The organism is Klebsiella sp. HN106, from assembly GCF_051209435.1.
Classification (GTDB): Bacteria; Pseudomonadota; Gammaproteobacteria; order Enterobacterales; family Enterobacteriaceae; genus Klebsiella; species Klebsiella oxytoca.
Window position 1 is genome coordinate 84,780 of record NZ_JBLURD010000010.1, and the last position, 15,927, is coordinate 100,706.

At 52.6% G+C, this 15,927-nt stretch carries 15 protein-coding genes; 7 read left to right on the forward strand and 8 right to left on the reverse strand.

All coding sequences use genetic code 11. The annotated features are described in order from the left end of the window. Window positions 1-63: 63 nt before the first annotated feature. Window positions 64-411 carry a YacC family pilotin-like protein gene (locus ACSIPU_RS20895; RefSeq protein WP_004872121.1) on the reverse strand — a complete coding sequence of 116 codons (348 nt, stop codon included), beginning with the start codon at window positions 409-411 and terminating at the stop codon, window positions 64-66. A 146-nt stretch (window positions 412-557) separates the two neighbouring features. Here ACSIPU_RS20895 and cueO point away from each other — a divergent pair, with 146 nt between their 5' ends. Beyond that, entirely contained in the window at window positions 558-2,162 is a 1,605-nt protein-coding gene (gene cueO, locus ACSIPU_RS20900) for a multicopper oxidase CueO (RefSeq protein ID WP_024273733.1), read from the forward strand. Window positions 2,163-2,287: 125 nt separating this feature from the next. Continuing rightward, window positions 2,288-2,812 (forward strand): hypothetical protein, encoded by a 525-nt coding sequence (locus ACSIPU_RS20905; RefSeq protein WP_004108052.1) that lies wholly within the window; start codon window positions 2,288-2,290, stop codon window positions 2,810-2,812. A 92-nt stretch (window positions 2,813-2,904) separates the two neighbouring features. Here the strand turns inward: ACSIPU_RS20905 and ACSIPU_RS20910 are convergent, their stop codons facing one another. Then, window positions 2,905-5,295, reverse strand: a complete 2,391-nt coding sequence (locus ACSIPU_RS20910) for a glucose/quinate/shikimate family membrane-bound PQQ-dependent dehydrogenase (RefSeq protein WP_032728908.1) — start codon at window positions 5,293-5,295, stop codon at window positions 2,905-2,907. 203 nt (window positions 5,296-5,498) lie between these two features. Between ACSIPU_RS20910 and hpt the strand changes: the two genes are divergently transcribed. Continuing rightward, window positions 5,499-6,035 carry a hypoxanthine phosphoribosyltransferase gene (gene hpt / locus ACSIPU_RS20915; protein WP_023322073.1) on the forward strand — a complete coding sequence of 179 codons (537 nt, stop codon included), beginning with the start codon at window positions 5,499-5,501 and terminating at the stop codon, window positions 6,033-6,035. 53 nt (window positions 6,036-6,088) lie between these two features. On the opposite strand, the gene can is transcribed toward hpt, so the two are convergent. Further along, entirely contained in the window at window positions 6,089-6,751 is a 663-nt protein-coding gene (gene can, locus ACSIPU_RS20920) for a carbonate dehydratase (protein ID WP_004108036.1), read from the reverse strand. Window positions 6,752-6,858: 107 nt separating this feature from the next. Here can and ACSIPU_RS20925 point away from each other — a divergent pair, with 107 nt between their 5' ends. The 4 genes from ACSIPU_RS20925 (at window position 6,859) to ACSIPU_RS20940 (ending at window position 10,424) form a co-directional block, all read left to right on the forward strand. Continuing rightward, the gene (locus ACSIPU_RS20925; protein ID WP_004108035.1) at window positions 6,859-7,785 is read left to right on the forward strand and encodes an ABC transporter ATP-binding protein; all 927 of its coding nucleotides are present in this window, start codon (window positions 6,859-6,861) and stop codon (window positions 7,783-7,785) included. Then, the gene (locus ACSIPU_RS20930; RefSeq protein ID WP_004108033.1) at window positions 7,782-8,552 is read left to right on the forward strand and encodes an ABC transporter permease; all 771 of its coding nucleotides are present in this window, start codon (window positions 7,782-7,784) and stop codon (window positions 8,550-8,552) included. The genes ACSIPU_RS20925 and ACSIPU_RS20930 overlap by 4 nt, the downstream gene beginning before the upstream one ends. A 120-nt stretch (window positions 8,553-8,672) precedes the next feature. Beyond that, window positions 8,673-9,113 (forward strand): PTS sugar transporter subunit IIA, encoded by a 441-nt coding sequence (locus ACSIPU_RS20935; RefSeq protein ID WP_004108031.1) that lies wholly within the window; start codon window positions 8,673-8,675, stop codon window positions 9,111-9,113. A 57-nt stretch (window positions 9,114-9,170) separates the two neighbouring features. Continuing rightward, window positions 9,171-10,424, forward strand: coding sequence for a polysaccharide deacetylase family protein (locus ACSIPU_RS20940; protein ID WP_024273734.1), 1,254 nt, complete (start codon window positions 9,171-9,173; stop codon window positions 10,422-10,424). Between the two features lie 2 nt (window positions 10,425-10,426). On the opposite strand, the gene ACSIPU_RS20945 is transcribed toward ACSIPU_RS20940, so the two are convergent. Genes ACSIPU_RS20945 through ACSIPU_RS20965 form a run of 5 tightly spaced genes read right to left on the reverse strand, consistent with a single transcriptional unit; the run spans window position 10,427 to window position 15,915 of the window. Next, a complete protein-coding gene (locus ACSIPU_RS20945) occupies window positions 10,427-11,512 on the reverse strand; it encodes a fimbrial protein (protein ID WP_004108026.1) in 1,086 nt (361 codons plus the stop codon). Window positions 11,513-11,534: 22 nt separating this feature from the next. Next, on the reverse strand, window positions 11,535-12,152 hold the full coding sequence (locus ACSIPU_RS20950; protein WP_004108023.1) for a fimbrial-like protein: 618 nt from the start codon (window positions 12,150-12,152) through the stop codon (window positions 11,535-11,537). 20 nt (window positions 12,153-12,172) lie between these two features. Then, on the reverse strand, window positions 12,173-12,730 hold the full coding sequence (locus ACSIPU_RS20955) for a fimbrial protein (protein ID WP_004108021.1): 558 nt from the start codon (window positions 12,728-12,730) through the stop codon (window positions 12,173-12,175). Window positions 12,731-12,752: 22 nt separating this feature from the next. After that, entirely contained in the window at window positions 12,753-13,334 is a 582-nt protein-coding gene (locus tag ACSIPU_RS20960) for a fimbrial protein (protein WP_004108019.1), read from the reverse strand. Between the two features lie 25 nt (window positions 13,335-13,359). Continuing rightward, the gene (locus ACSIPU_RS20965; protein ID WP_004108017.1) at window positions 13,360-15,915 is read right to left on the reverse strand and encodes an outer membrane usher protein; all 2,556 of its coding nucleotides are present in this window, start codon (window positions 15,913-15,915) and stop codon (window positions 13,360-13,362) included. Between the last annotated feature and the right edge of the window lie 12 nt (window positions 15,916-15,927).

A 15,927-nucleotide genomic window follows, 5' to 3' on the forward strand; every position in this document is an offset into this window, starting at 1 on the left:
TATTACTAATAACGCAATAGCCGTATTTAAACGGCTATTAAACTTGTTAAATCAGAAGCGTGATTATTTCACGTAGGCGAGCAGGCTTAGCGAGTCACGAGCCAGCGCTTTACATTTTTTGGTGGTAGGAATTTTGATTCCGCTGAGATCCCGATAGCTATCCTCGCCCAGGGCTTTCATATTGAAGCTGTCGTAGTTGCTTAAATCCCACTGGTTCTGCTGAGCAAAGAACACCAGAGCGCGACGAATCTGCGTGTTAGGCAGATTTTGATAACCGCAATCGTTCTTCAGAAAGACGAATACCGCCGTCAAATCAGCCATATCTTCCGCTTCGGACTCGCTTAATGCATAGCTATTGGCGGAGAGAGTAAGCAGGCTGCCAAGCACTATTGTTCTGAAAAGCGTTTTCATTTTTTCTACCATTGAATCACTGACAAACAAAGTTAGCATACTTCTTTACACTACGCTGAGCTTTATTCTTACTCTTCCGCTTGACCTTCCCGTTGGTGGAGGGTTTAAGCTCATTTATTCACCTGCAGAATAAAAGGATGTGAAAAATGCAACGTCGTGAATTTCTTAAATTAACCGCTGCGGTCAGCGTAGCCAGCGCATTGCCGCTCTGGAGCCGCGCGGTTTTGGCTGCCGGTCGTCCCTCTTTGCCCGTGCCGGAACTGCTGATGGCTGACGCGCGCAATCGCATCTCCTTAACCATTCAGGCCGGAAAAACGCAGTTCGGCTCTCACCTGGCGACGACCTGGGGCTACAACGGTAGCCTGCTGGGGCCGGCCCTGCAGCTTAAGCAAGGCGAGGCGGCAACCATCGATATTCATAATCGTCTGGCGGAGGAGACTACCGTGCACTGGCACGGTCTGGAGGTTTCCGGCGTCGTTGACGGTGGCCCTCAGGGGGTGATTCCCGCAGGAGGTTCCCGTACCGTGACGTTTACGCCAACGCAGCGGGCGGCGACCTGTTGGTTCCACCCTCACCAACACGGAAAAACCGGCAGACAGGTGGCGATGGGGCTGGCCGGTCTGGTGCTCATTTCTGATGCAGAAAGTGAAAAGCTGCTCTTGCCAAAGCAGTGGGGAATCGATGATGTGCCGGTGATCGTGCAGGATAAGAAATTCACCCAGGAAGGCCAGATTGACTACCAGCTCGATATCATGAGCGCCGCCGTTGGCTGGTTTGGCGATACGCTGCTGACCAACGGCGCGCTTTATCCGGAGCATGCCGCTCCTCGCGGCTGGCTGCGTTTGCGTCTGCTTAACGGCTGCAACGCGCGTTCTTTAAATTTCTCTACCAGCGATAAGCGGCCCATGTACGTCGTGGCAAGCGATGGCGGTCTGCTTGCTGAGCCGGTAAAAGTTAACGAGCTGCCGGTGCTGATGGGGGAACGGTTTGAAGTGCTGGTGGATACGACGGACGGTAAACCCTTTGATCTGATAACGCTGCCGGTGAGTCAGATGGGTATGGCTATTACGCCATTCGATAAACCGCAGCCAGTATTACGCGTTCAGCCGCTGACGATTCCGGCTTCCGGTAAGCTGCCGGATGTCCTTGCCGCCATGCCAGCGCTACCTTCCTTACAAGGGCTAACCCAGCGTACGCTGCAGCTCTCTATGGATCCGATGCTTGATATGATGGGCATGCAGGCGCTGATGCAAAAATACGGCGATCAGGCGATGTCCGGAATGGACCACGGCGCGATGATGAACCATGGCGAGATGGGGAATATGAACACTATGAACCACGGCGACATGGAACATATGAATCATGGCGGCATGACGCAGATGAAGCACGGTAATAAGGATTTTGATTTCCATAACGCTAACCGCATCAACGGGAAAGCATTTGATATGAATGTCCCCATATTTGCGGCGGCGAAAGGGCAGTATGAGCGGTGGGTGATTTCCGGTAAGGGCGACATGATGCTGCATCCGTTTCATATCCACGGTACCCAGTTCCGTATTTTATCTGAAAACGGCAAGGCGCCTGCAGCGCATCGCAGCGGCTGGAAAGACACCGTTCGGGTGGAAGGCGCAGTGAGTGAAGTACTGGTGAAATTTGACCATGATGCCCCGAAGGAGTTTGCCTATATGGCGCACTGCCATCTGCTGGAACATGAAGATACGGGAATGATGTTGGCCTTTACGACTGCCTGAGGACGTTTCCTGCTCGTTCGCCCTGCGCGGCGGGCGGGCACTTTTCTTAAAGTCCTTACCGAGGGTGTTGATTTATAAAATCACGCATATACTGTCGCGATTGCTTAATAATCAACGAGGTTGAAATGGATATTTACCGCAAAGTGATTGCCGCATCGCTGGCGCTATTTGTTACGCTTTCCGCACATGCCGGGATGACGATGGAACGTAAGGACATACCCGATTTAAAGCTTAGTGTTGAAATCCCCGAGGGGCTGACGCCAATGTCTGAAGAGATGGCAAAGCTCAAATACCCTTCCGAAAACCGTCCACAGGTCATTTATGGCGATGAGAAAGGCAAAGCATCGCTGGGGGTTACCGCAGGGCGCAATCCGTTACCAGCGGAGAAGCTCGATGCATTTAAAGAGATGATGCTTAAGATGCTGGAGAGTTTAAAACCGCAGGCCGAGGCCGTTACCGTTGATGGTCATAAGGGGTGGTTACTCACCTTCTATTCGCAGGCTGCGGATACTGAAATTCTCAATATGATGTTAATCACATCGCAGGATAATAAGGCGGTGCAGATGACGTTTAATATGACCAAAGATTTAGTTGAACAGTATCAGGAAGCGGCAAAAGCCTCTTTGCTTTCCCTGCAGTTCGCGAAGTAACTCTGGTCTCGACTGAAAAAAACGCCCGTAAAGGGCGTTTTTTTATTTCCTGTCTCTAAGACAAGGGAAGGGGCTCAGAAGGCAAAGCGGAATTACTTCGCGTCGTCCGGCAGAGCGTAAGCGACGATATAGTCGCCCATCTTCGTGCCAAACGAACCGTGACCGCCCGCAGAGATGACAACGTACTGCTTGCCATTCACTTCATAGGTCATCGGCGTCGCCTGGCCGCCCGCCGGCAGACGGGCCTGCCATAATTTTTCACCGTTGCTCATATTGTACGCGCGCAGGTAGTTATCTGCGGTCGCGCCGATAAACAGCACATTGCCTGCCGTAGAAATAGGGCCGCCCAGCATCGGCATACCCATGGTGAACGGAAGTTTAATCGGCATCGGGAACGGCAGGCTATCCTGCGGGGTACCGATACGTTTTTTCCACACCACTTCGTTGGTTTTTAAATCCAGCGCGGAGATATAGCCCCAGGCCGGCTGTTTGCAAGGCAGACCAAACGGTGACAGGAACGGGTTTAGCGTAACGCCGTAAGGAACGCCGTACTGTGGCTGAATACCGGCTTCAGTACCGGAACCTTTGGCGTCTTTCGGCTGTTCCATCGGGTTGCCGGGGCCGCGCGGGATCAGTTTTGACACAAACGGCAGCGCCATTGGGTTAGCAATCGCCACCTGGCGGTTCGGATCGACGGAGATACCGCCCCATTCGAACATCCCCAGGTTACCCGGGAACACCAGAGTTCCTTGTTCTGACGGCGGGGTGAAGATGCCTTCATAGCGCAGCTGATGGAAGATAACCCGGCACACCAGCTGGTCAAACATGGTGGCGCCCCACATATCCGCGCCGCTCAGGTCTTTTTTCGGGCGGAAGCTCAGATCGGAGAAAGGCTGAGTTTTTGAGACGTAGTCACCTTTCGCCGCCCCTTGCGGAACCGGTTTTTCCGGTGCCGGGACAACCAGCTCACCGTTACGGCGATCGAGGACAAAAATATTACCGGTTTTTGCCGGAGCGTAAATTACCGGTACGGTTTTACCGTTGACGTCGATGTCCGCCAGCGTCGGCTGCGACGGCATATCCATATCCCACAGATCGTGGTGCACGGTCTGGTAGCTCCACGCCAGTTTACCGGTGGTGGCGTTTAGCGCCACGATGGAGCTGGCATAGCGTTCCTGTTCTGGCGTACGGTTGCCGCCCCAGATATCCGGGGTGGTCACGCCCATAGGCAGGTAGACCAAATCCAGCTTCGCGTCATAGGCGGCTGGCGCCCAGGAGTTAGGTGAATTCAGTGTGAAATGATGTTCATCACTCGGAATCGCGTTGGGATCTTTCGCACCCGGATCAAAGGCCCATAGCAGCTTACCGGTATTCACATCAAAGCCGCGGATAACGCCAGACGGCTCGCGGGTCGAGAAGTTATCGGTCACGGCGCCGGCGATAACGATCGTTTTATCAGTAATAATCGGCGGTGAAGTCGGTTCGTACATACCCGGCGTAGTGACAGGCATGTTGGTTTGCAGATTGAGAATGCCTTTATTAGCAAAGGATTCACACAGCTTACCGGTTTCGGCATTGATGGCGAACAGGCGGCCATCGTTGACCGGTAGAATGATACGGCGCGGGCAGTCGGCAACCACATCTGCCGGCGCATTGTCCGCTCTGGCTTCATGATATGAAACGCCGCGGCAGGTCACGTGCTGGAAAGAGGGATCGGCGTTGAGCTGCGGATCGAAATGCCATTTTTCTTTACCGGTGGCCGCATCAAGCGCGAACAGGCGCTGGTGGGCAGTACACAGATAGAGCGTGTCGCCCACTTTAATCGGCGTAACTTCGTTGGTAATTTCGCCCGGATCGTTAGGCTGCTTGAGATCGCCCGTACGGAAGACCCAGGCTTCTTTCAGATTCTTCACGTTATCGGCGTTGATCTGCTTCAGCGGCGAGTAACGCTGTCCTTCCTGATTACGGCCATACGCCGACCAGTCGCCATCGGCAACGTCGGAAATAGGCGCTGCTGGCGTTGCATCCGCTCTCAGCGTACCGTTGACTTCCTGCGGGTCGTTGAAGCCGGCCCAGGTGAGGATGCCGCCGCTAATCAGCAGGGTGACGACCAGCCCGGCAACGGCGCCAGCGGAGGGAATCGGCAGGCGACGCCAGACAAAAGGAAGAATCAGCCAGATGCCGAAGAAGACCAGAATGTCGCTGCGTGGGGTCAGCGCCCAGAAGTCAAAACCAACCTCCCAGACGCCCCAAATCATCGTGGCAAGCAGCAGCGCGGCGTAAAGCCAAAGCGCAGAGCGCTTACCGCGGAACAGGAGGACGGTGACGCCCAGCATCACCAGACCTGCGATAGGGTAGTACCAGGAGCCGCCGAGGGCGACCAGCCAGGCTCCGCCCGCTAAAAGATAGAGGCCACAGAACGCTGCAAAAAGAGCCGTCAGCGTCACGAGTAGCCGTGATTGTTGAGATTTTGTTTCTGCCATAGAAAGACACTCGTTTGATTGTTAATTTTTTACCTGCAATTAATTATAGGATTTAACAAGTGTGATCGGAATCACAAAATGGGCTTTATTAATCACTGCATCGCATATTTCTTTTTGCTGGTATACTGCGTGGCTTGCCGGTCAACGTCGGTGCAATCGCAGCGGCATTGATGATTTACATTAAGAATCAAATGGTTAGTTTTATGAAACATACTGTAGAAGTGATGATCCCGGAAACTGAGATCAAAGCCCGTATTGCTGAGCTCGGTCGTCAAATTAATGAACATTACCAGGATAGCGGCAGCGAAATGGTGCTGGTGGGGCTATTGCGCGGTTCATTTATGTTTATGGCCGACCTGTGCCGTGAAGTTCAGGTACCCCATGAAGTCGATTTCATGACCGCATCCAGCTACGGCAGCGGCATGTCCACCACCCGCGACGTCAAAATCCTCAAAGATCTGGATGAAGACATCCGCGGTAAAGATGTGCTGATCGTGGAAGACATCATTGACTCCGGCAACACACTGTCAAAAGTGCGTGAAATTCTTAGCCTACGTGAACCTAAATCCCTGGCGATTTGTACCCTGCTCGATAAGCCAAGCCGTCGTGAAGTTAACGTGCCGGTAGAGTTCGTCGGTTTTGCGATCCCGGATGAATTCGTCGTGGGCTACGGCATTGACTATGCTCAGCGCTACCGTCACCTGCCCTATATCGGCAAAGTGACCCTGCTCGACGAATAAAGCGGATTATCTATCCCGGCGGCCCGGGATAATAATTAAGAGGAGCGCGTGAATTACTTGTGATTGACGTGCTTGCTTTTAAGGTTGGAAATACCCTGGCGATAGCGCTGTTCCAGCGTTTCGCGGCTGACGGCGGTCACGTCAAGGTCGCGTAACATGCCGTCGTGAATGCCGTAAGCCCAGCCGTGGATGGTCACTTTCTGTCCGCGCTTCCACGCCGACTGCATAATCGTTGAGTGACCCAGGTTGTAAACCTGCTCCATCACATTCAATTCACACAGCGTATCAAGGCGACGCTCTTCGGGCATCTCACCCAGTAATGAGCTGTGCTTAAACCAGATATCGCGGATATGCAGCAGCCAGTTGTCGATCAGGCCAAGCTCGGTATTTTCAATTGCCGCCTGCACGCCGCCGCAGCCGTAGTGGCCGCAGATGATGATGTGCTCGACTTCCAGTACATCAACCGCGTACTGCACCACGGAAAGACAGTTCAGGTCGGTATGAATCACCAGGTTTGCAACGTTACGGTGTACAAACAGCTCGCCGGGTTCCAGGCCGGTCAAACGTTCGGCGGGGACGCGGCTATCGGAACATCCAATCCACAGAAAGCGCGGTTTTTGCGCTTGTGCCAGCTTCTCAAAGAAACCGGGGTCTTCCTCCACCAGCATTTTTGACCATAGTGCATTGTTGCTGATGAGTGTATCTATATCGTTCATGGATGTTTACGGGCCTGTAACCAAGTAAGTGCGTTGCGCTAATATAGGGTAACCTCACATTTTTTAAAACAACCCATCGCGTGTCGCGACACGAGAAGAGACCTTTAATGACCATTGCTCTGGAACTAAAACAGCTCAAGAAAACCTACCCCGGTGGAGTTCAGGCGCTGCGCGGAATCGATCTGCAGGTCGAAGCGGGCGATTTTTACGCGCTCCTGGGGCCTAACGGCGCGGGGAAATCGACCACTATCGGCATCATCAGTTCGCTGGTAAATAAAACCTCCGGCGAGGTGAATGTTTTTGGCTACGATCTGCAAAAGGATGTGGTGAACGCCAAACGCCAGCTCGGTCTGGTGCCGCAGGAGTTCAACTTCAACCCGTTTGAAACCGTGCAGCAGATTGTGGTCAACCAGGCGGGCTACTATGGCGTTGAGCGCAAAGAAGCGATTGTCCGCAGTGAAAAGTACCTCAAACAGCTCGACCTATGGGAAAAGCGCAACGAGCGCGCGCGGATGCTCTCCGGCGGCATGAAGCGCCGCCTGATGATCGCCCGCGCGTTGATGCATGAACCGAAGCTGCTGATCCTCGATGAGCCCACGGCGGGAGTGGATATTGAGCTTCGTCGCTCGATGTGGGGATTTTTGAAAGATCTCAACGATAAAGGCACGACGATTATCCTGACTACCCACTATCTGGAAGAGGCCGAAATGCTGTGCCGCAATATCGGCATTATTCAGCGCGGCGAGCTGGTGGAAAACACATCGATGAAAGCGCTGCTGGCCAAGCTGAAATCAGAAACTTTTATTCTCGACCTGGCTCCCAAAAGCCCGCTGCCGGTGCTGGAAGGCTATCAGTATCGTCTGGTCGATACGTCGACTCTGGAGGTAGAAGTGCTGCGCGAGCAGGGGATTAACAGCGTGTTCACTCAGCTGAGCGCGCAGGGAATACAGGTATTAAGTATGCGTAACAAAGCAAACCGGCTTGAAGAGCTGTTTGTCACGCTGGTGCATGACCGGAAAGGAGAATCAGCATGATGCAGCTTTATTGGGTCGCGCTGAAAAGCATCTGGACCAAAGAGATCCATCGGTTTATGCGTATCTGGGTCCAGACGCTGGTGCCGCCGGTGATAACCATGACCCTCTACTTTGTCATTTTTGGCAATCTGATCGGTTCGCGCATCGGTGAGATGCACGGTTTTACCTATATGCAATTTATCGTGCCGGGTCTGATCATGATGGCGGTGATCACCAACGCCTATGCCAACGTGGCGTCCTCTTTCTTCAGCGCCAAATTCCAGCGCAATATTGAAGAACTGCTGGTCGCGCCGGTCCCCACGCACGTGGTGATCGCCGGCTATGTGGGCGGCGGAGTTGCCCGCGGTCTGTGCGTCGGGATTCTGGTGACGGCGATTTCGCTATTTTTCGTTCCGTTCCAGGTCCACTCGTGGGTATTTGTCGCTCTGACCCTGATACTGACCGCCGTGCTATTCTCGCTGGCCGGCCTGCTGAACGCGGTGTTTGCTAAAACCTTTGACGATATCAGCCTTATTCCGACCTTCGTGCTGACGCCGTTGACCTACCTTGGCGGGGTTTTTTATTCCCTGACCCTGCTGCCGCCCTTCTGGCAAGGGCTGTCGCATCTCAATCCGATCGTCTATATGATCAGCGGCTTCCGCTACGGCTTCCTCGGAATTAACGATGTTCCGCTGGCGACGACCTTCGGCGTGCTGGTCGTGTTTATCGTCGCGTTTTATCTCCTGTGCTGGTATCTGATCCAGCGCGGACGCGGGCTGCGCAGCTAATTTAACCACCGATGGCGCTTTGCTGCTCACTGAGGCAAAGCGCCAGCCAACAATTTGATTGCCATCACCGATATTCATCACTTGCCTTGCTAAATTGTTTGCCTGCTAAGGAGGTAGGCGATGTTAGGTTGGGTGATTACCTGCCATGATGAACTGGCGCAGGAGATGCTGGATCGTCTGGAGAAAAAGTTTGGGCCGTTGACGCAGTGCCGGGCGGTCAACTACTGGCGCAATCTCAGCAGCAATATGCTGAGCCGTATGATGTGCGATGCGCTACATGAGACGGACAGCGGCGAAGGCGTTATTTTCCTGACCGATAAATCCGGCGCGGCGCCTTATCGCGTGGCGGCGCTGATGAGCCATAAGCACACCCACTGTGAAGTGATTTCCGGGATCGACTATTCATTACTGGAAAGTATGTATTTGCTGCGCCAGAACCTGAGCAGCGAAGCCTTCCGACACGCCATTGTCAGCGCCGGAGGCCCGGCGGTGAGCAGTCTCTGGCATCAGCAGCAAAAGAATCCACCCTTCCGGCTGCTGCATGAGCCGTACGGGAATTAAGCATTGGTATTGATCGCGCTTTTGTTACAATGACGGCAGTTTTTGTCTACCGGTTCAATGCGCATGCTTGCCCGAATGTTTGTTTTACTCCTTCTGCTTACGGCGTGCAGCGCTTCCGCCAGCCTGTTAAGCCAGCAGGACACCCCCGCGCGCTATATGCAAACGACCGAAGATGCGGATATCTGGGCGCAGGTTGGCAACCAGGTGGTGAGCGTCGGCAACGTACGGGCAGGGCAAATACTGGCGGTAGTGCCGACCGCAGCCGATTACTACGAGTTTAATTTTGGCTTTGCGACCGGCTTTATCGATAAAGGCCACCTAGGGCCAGTGCAGGGCAAGCAGCGGGTTGAGGATAGCCTCGGCGACCTGCATAAGCCTCTGAGCAACCAGAATCTCATTACCTGGAAAGATACGCCCGTCTATGATGGCCCCTCCGCTGGCAGCGCGCCGTTCGGCACCCTGGCGAATAATTTGCGCTATCCGATTATCAGCAAGCTCCGGGATCGGTTGAATCAAACCTGGTTTCAGATACGCATCGGTAACCGCCTGGCGTGGGTGAGCAGTCTGGATGCGCAGGAAGATAACGGCATCCCCATACTCACTTATCACCATATTCTGCGTGACGAAGAAAACACCCGGTTTCGTCATACCTCGACCACGACTTCCGTTCGCGCCTTCAGCAACCAGATGACCTGGCTACGCGACCAGGGCTATGCCACGCTGAGCATGTATCAACTGGAAGGTTATCTGCGTAATAAAGTGAATCTTCCGGCGCGTTCGGTGGTGATCACTTTTGACGATGGTCTGAAATCGGTCAACCGCTATGCGTACCCGATTCTTAAGCAATATGGCTTTCACGCTACGGCTTTTATTATTTCATCGCGCATCAAGCGCCATCCCCAGAAATGGGCGCCGAACTCGCTGCAGTTTATGAGCATTTCCGAGTTAAAACAGATTCAGGATGTCTTCGACGTGCAGTCGCATACCCATTTCCTGCATCGGGTTGATGCCCGGCGTCATCCGATTCTGCTCAGCCGCAGCTATCACAATATTCTGTTTGATTTTGAACACTCGCGGCGGGCGCTGGCGCAGTTTAATCCCCACGTGCTCTATCTTTCTTATCCGTTTGGCGGCTATAACGCTAAGGCGGTTCAGGCGGCGAACGACGCCGGTTTTCATCTGGCGGTGACTACCGTGAGAGGTAAGGTAAAGCCGGGCGACAATCCGTTCTTATTAAAAAGGCTATATATTCTCAGAACGGATTCGCTGGAGACGATGTCGCGGCTGATTAGCAATCAGCCGCAGGGGTAATCTCAGTCATAGGTCATGTTAAAAACGGCAGTTGCTTTAAATTGACCAACAACAAGCGGGTTACCATCTCTTTCCATACGGGCGATAAAGTTGAAAGTTTTGCTGCCTGGAATGGTGTTGTCGCTTACCACGTAATTAGAATTGGCGTTGTTGGGAATAAGTTGAGTCGTTTTATTGTAAAGAATTTTTACGCCAATACCGGTAGCCGCGTTTGTATTCAGGGTATTACCCAGCAGATCCGCCCCACTTCCCGTTGTCTTGAGGGTGGTCATTTTTGTCGTGAATTTTGCCACGCTGGTACAGTCGCTGACATCAATGTTAAAAGGCACATCTTTAGTGGTATTGCCATTTTTTAAGTCTGATATGAAATAATCCCCCATGGCAACATTAGTACCTCCGTCGCCAAGCGCCATCACACTGCAGGTTGGTAAAACCAGAGGAATGGAGAAGGTATCTTCCGTGACATAAAAGGCATAAGGCTGATTGTTGCTATCCGAGGGAACGCCGAGACTCGCCCAGCCTAGTAAGCCCGCCTGGGGTTTTAAATAGGTTAATTTTTGCGGATTGCCATTAAATGACTCTTTTAGGTAGACGTAAATTGTAGCTTTAAATGTTTTTTCATCCCAGTTATCTTCATACCCATCGTTATAAGAAATTATTTGAAAGTCTTGTGTGTTTTGCGCAAACATGTTTCCGGAGCCGGTAGTTGTATTTATTCGCACCTGGTACTCAATGCCTGGAATATTAGTGAGAAAAGAGGCAAAATTATACAGTCCCTGTCCTGTTATATTTGGCGAGGTTTTAGCCCACAAGTCTTCGCCATCATTACCTGCGCTACAATCTCCTGTAATTGTCGGGGTTAGCTTTGTGTCAAATTGGGCTATCATATGAGATTGGCCACTGGTTGGCGTGGGTAGCCTGATTTCTTTATAACTTCCGTTAACCAGCGTTGTGCTACCACCTTTGCCGCTGTTAAAACGGCACTCTATAGCCGCCTGGGCGGGCTGGCTACAGAATAAGATGCATAAAGCTATTACTGTAGTGAGGGTGGATATACATAGGGTTCCTGGCTTTGTTTTTTTCAGCATTTTGTCTACATCCTGTAGCATATTAATTGTATATCGCATCCACTAAAACGTGGCTGGTCACTTTTCCAGCGCTTACCGTACCGGTGCTCTGATAGCGGGCATAAAAATCGTAGCTGGTTAAATAGCTTTCCGCTTTTGAGACATCGAAAGCGACAGCGGAGCTGCCGTCGCTATTCACAACGTTACGGTTATCGCGGGAAGAAAAAATAACAATTCCCACGTTTTCCGCTCCGCCTGCCGTCGCCGGTGTTTCATTAATAAATACCTGCTGGCTTTCCGCAGGCCAGATCCCGTTTTGCGGTTGGAAACTAAAGGTCATGGTATTGACCGTTGCGCCATCGCCTGAGCAGCTTTCAACATTTACGCTAAAGAGCGTACCGCTGGCGGCGTCGTCAGGCTGCAAACGAGGGGTGCCGTCGTTGTTATAAAACCAACTGCGGGAAACAATGGGTAAATGCACTGTCCCATTATCGGAAAGTGAAATCTGGCAGGTATTCTCCACAATATTGGCCTGCAGAGTGACGTCCAGTCCTTCGTTATTTCCATCAGCAAAACAAGAAGCTATGCACAGACCGCCAGTCATTCCCATAGCCAACAATGCCTTCCCTATTGGGGCAATAATACGGATACAGAATGACATAGCGGTTCTGTTCCTCTTACTTACTGATAGGTGATAACAAACGTCACAGGCGAGCTGACGCTACCCGCTGTCACGTTGGCGATTTTTCTGTCTTTTGCGATAACGATGCGTGAAGAAAAATCGACGTTGAGCGAACTGCCGCTGATGGCGAGCGTTTGCGAAGGTTTGGTATTGCAGCTCAGTAACGTTCCGGTTCCTGATTCTCCTTGCCACACTTCAAAACCCGTAGAGTTGCCTCCGGCAAACGAGTCGCCGTTAGAACTGGGGCCCGAGCAGCCGCCGCCGCTTCCGGGAATAACCTGATATTTAGCAGACTTTACGCCTGCACAATCGGTGAAGGCCACTTTGAACGGTTCGCTGCGACTTTGTTTGACCAGGTCAGATTTAAAGACATCGCCGAAATCGAGCGTACTTACGGGCTGACCGCTGGCGTTCTGGATCTGCGCCGTACAGGTACCGGCTTCAATAGTGGATGTAAAAGTAGCCGAAACGCTACTGGTTCCGGTTATCGCGGCGAAAGAGGGCGCAGAAAAGAGTAATGTGACGATAGCACCGCCCAGAAAAGAGATTTTTTTCATCAAGAGGTTCCTTTTCTGATGATTATTCATAGGTGAAATTGAAAGTAGCCAGCGCGCTAAAAGTCCCCGTAGCGCCCTGGCCTGCTTGCGTTTCAACCAGCGTCGCGACTAGCGGCACTTCTTTATTTTTTATCTCCTGGCTGGTCCATATCAGACGCCCATCGTCCGCACCGGCATTAATAATGAAAGGCGCATCGGTTGCTGACGCTCTGGCGATGGCGATCCCAAGAGAGTCAGCGGCATCCGCCGTTGTCGCGCCATTTATTATCACGGTTTCTTTGTACCCTGATTTCGTCCCGCTGATGGTGGTTTTAAGCGATTGCAGGCTTTCGGGGCATTCGGTGATTTTCAACTTAAAGGTTGCCTGCGCTGCGCTGTCGCCGCTGATGATTTTATCCAGGCTCACAACGCCATTCGTACCGATAGGGATGGTGTTGTTTTTGCCATCACCGCTGCCGCCCTCAATGGCCATATCGCAGGTAGTTTCGCGCAGGTTGGCGGTAAAGGTGACATCCAGCGAGGCTGCCTGCCCCGGTAACGCAGTGGCGAACAAAATGCCGCTACAGCCCACCAGATAAAGTTGTTTCAGACTCATTATCTTCATTCTATTCCCTGTAAAAATAATGCCATTACATCTGGCAACGTTGGTTATTTAGCAGACGGGTAAGGCCAATTTTCTTATCCTCCCCACCGTCAGAGAGCCGGTAGTTCACGGTGCAACGGTTCCCGCTTCCGCTTCCCCAGATAACCCGCAGCTTTCCGCTCTCGGTGACGCCGCGGATATAGGCCATTCCCGCCTGTCCGACGGTACCGATAGATTTGCCCCGTTCATTTTGCACATCCGCGCCGAGCGGGATAAATCCGTTGTCGGAACGCTGTAGTTCAAGTAACAGCGAGCGCCCTTCATCGGTCTCAAAATCGACCCGAACAACGGCACCGCTGCGGGGAACAACGACCGTGCTGGTGTTTTTTACCTCCACATCCTCTTCCATGGTGTCGATATTGAGGCCGACGTTGTTCTCACGGTAAGCCGATAAATAGGGCTGGATGGCGTATCCCGAACCGTTGATTTGCCCGTCTCCATTGGTTAAACGAGCGCCTTTGGCTCCCGCAGCGTGCACCAGCGCCAGGGTATCGGTATCGCCGATGCTGTTGGGGGCCAGAGTCAGGCCGCCGGAATGCAGCAGCATGCCGCCGCTGTAGCTCATGGAGTACTGGCGGCTGGCATCATCGGAAGCTGAAGCCGACAGGCTTAAGGGCCCCCACGGGCTGCTGTAGCTGCCGTAACCGCCAACCTGGTTGATTGACGAGCCATCTGACCGGCTGGCGCTGGTGTTAAGGCTGTAGCTGAAGCGATAGTCGTCGGTATTGCCGTTGGCGCTGGTAGAGAAATTATTGTTCGACTTCAGATCGCTGTTGACGCTCATATTGACGGTAGAAAAACCGAGCGGCCGCTTATTGCGCCCCAGCAGGTTTTCCAGCGGAATGCTCAGGTTGAGATAGACGCTGTCGTCCTTATCGCCATATTCGTTATAGGAACGCTGGACTGAAATGCTATAGCTGACCCATGAAAATGAGTCGTTATAGCCAACCGAGTACTGAGAGGTCGAGGAGGATTTATTCCAGTAATCTTCCCAGCTGCCGCTGACATACAGGTTGCCGTTACTGTTGCTCCAGAGAGAGACCGGCTGACTAATGTTGACCTGGAACTGGTTTTTCATCCGTTGAAAACGGGTAAATTCTTGCGGCGTATCGTCGTTGTTGTGCCTGAGGTTGTCATTTAACGTGGCCGCATCCCGTAACGACATATAGTTTTCAGTGGAAAACCGGTAGGCAGCAATATTGAATGAGGTGCGGGATTCTTCAATCAGCTTGCTCCAGGTCACGCGATAGCTTTGGCCCGTCAGAGTATCCAGGTCATCAATGGCGGTTGTGGAGTGTGTAATGTCAAATGCGAATGCGCCGACGGGCGTATTGGTGGCGATACCCACTAACCCGGCGTAATAGCCGACATCCATATACTGCACGCCGACATAGCCAGTGAAGGTGTTGTTCAGACCGTAATAACCGGTGGCGTAACCCAGCCCTGGTTTCTCTTTTAAACTCTTGTCGCGCAGTTCGCCGGCGCCGATGTCCCAGCGACCATAGCCCGGGCGCAGCATTTGCGTAACCGAAGAGTAGGGCACCGAGAAGACGCGCACGCTGCCATCGGCCTCTTCAATCGATACGTTCAGGTCGCTACCATAGCCGGTGGTGCTAAGATCGGTAATGGCAAATGGACCTGGCGGCACGGTAGTTTCATAGATTTTATTGCCGCTTTGCTTAATCACAACCTTCGCATTGCTCTTTGCCACGCCGCGAATCTCAGGCGCGTAAGTGGAAGCGCCGCCGGGCAGCATGCGATCGTCGTTGTAAAAGCGCACGCCCCGCAGGCTAAATGAATCGAAGCCATCGCCGCGGGTATAGGAATCTCCCACCAGAAACTGTGAGCGCAATGAGGTGATATCACGCTGCAGATAGATATCCTGGCTTGCGTAATCGCTGCCGCTGTCCTGATCCCAGTTGGCGTTTCCCCTGGCGCGCAGGTGCCAGGCACCGATGTTGACCCCGTACTTCAGTCCGGCATAAACCGAATCCGAACCGCTGCCATCGCTTTCAGAGTGCCAGGCGTTAAGATCGTAAGAGACCATTGCAGCGGTAATTCCGTCCTGCCAGAGCGAGGGATCGACGTAGCCATCAGGGCGTTTAAGGACATAGATTTGCGGCATGGAGATCGCCAGCTCCTGGGTGCCAATATCATAATTCCATGAGGATTGCGGATACTGTTGTGCAATATCGATGCAGGCGGCGGATTCGAGATCCAGTCCTTCTGTGTTAACGCCTGTTTGCGCCAGCAGCTTACTGGTAAAACAGGGCGTAGCCCGGGGTGTACCATTATCGTTAAAGGTAAAATCCACCAGCATCTTTGGCTTGCTGTTTAGCAAGATTTGCGTTTTATAGGTGCCCGGCGGTACCGGGTTACCTTTAGAAAAGCGGCTGACGTCAATATTGTCGCCGGTACTAAATAAAAACTGATCGTTAAATTCAATGTCATCTGCTGGAACTGAAGGAGCTTCTTCCGCCATTACTGAGGACTGGAGTGCAATATAGATAGTGGTACACAATAATGATCGACGAAAAAACATGCGTTCCCTATT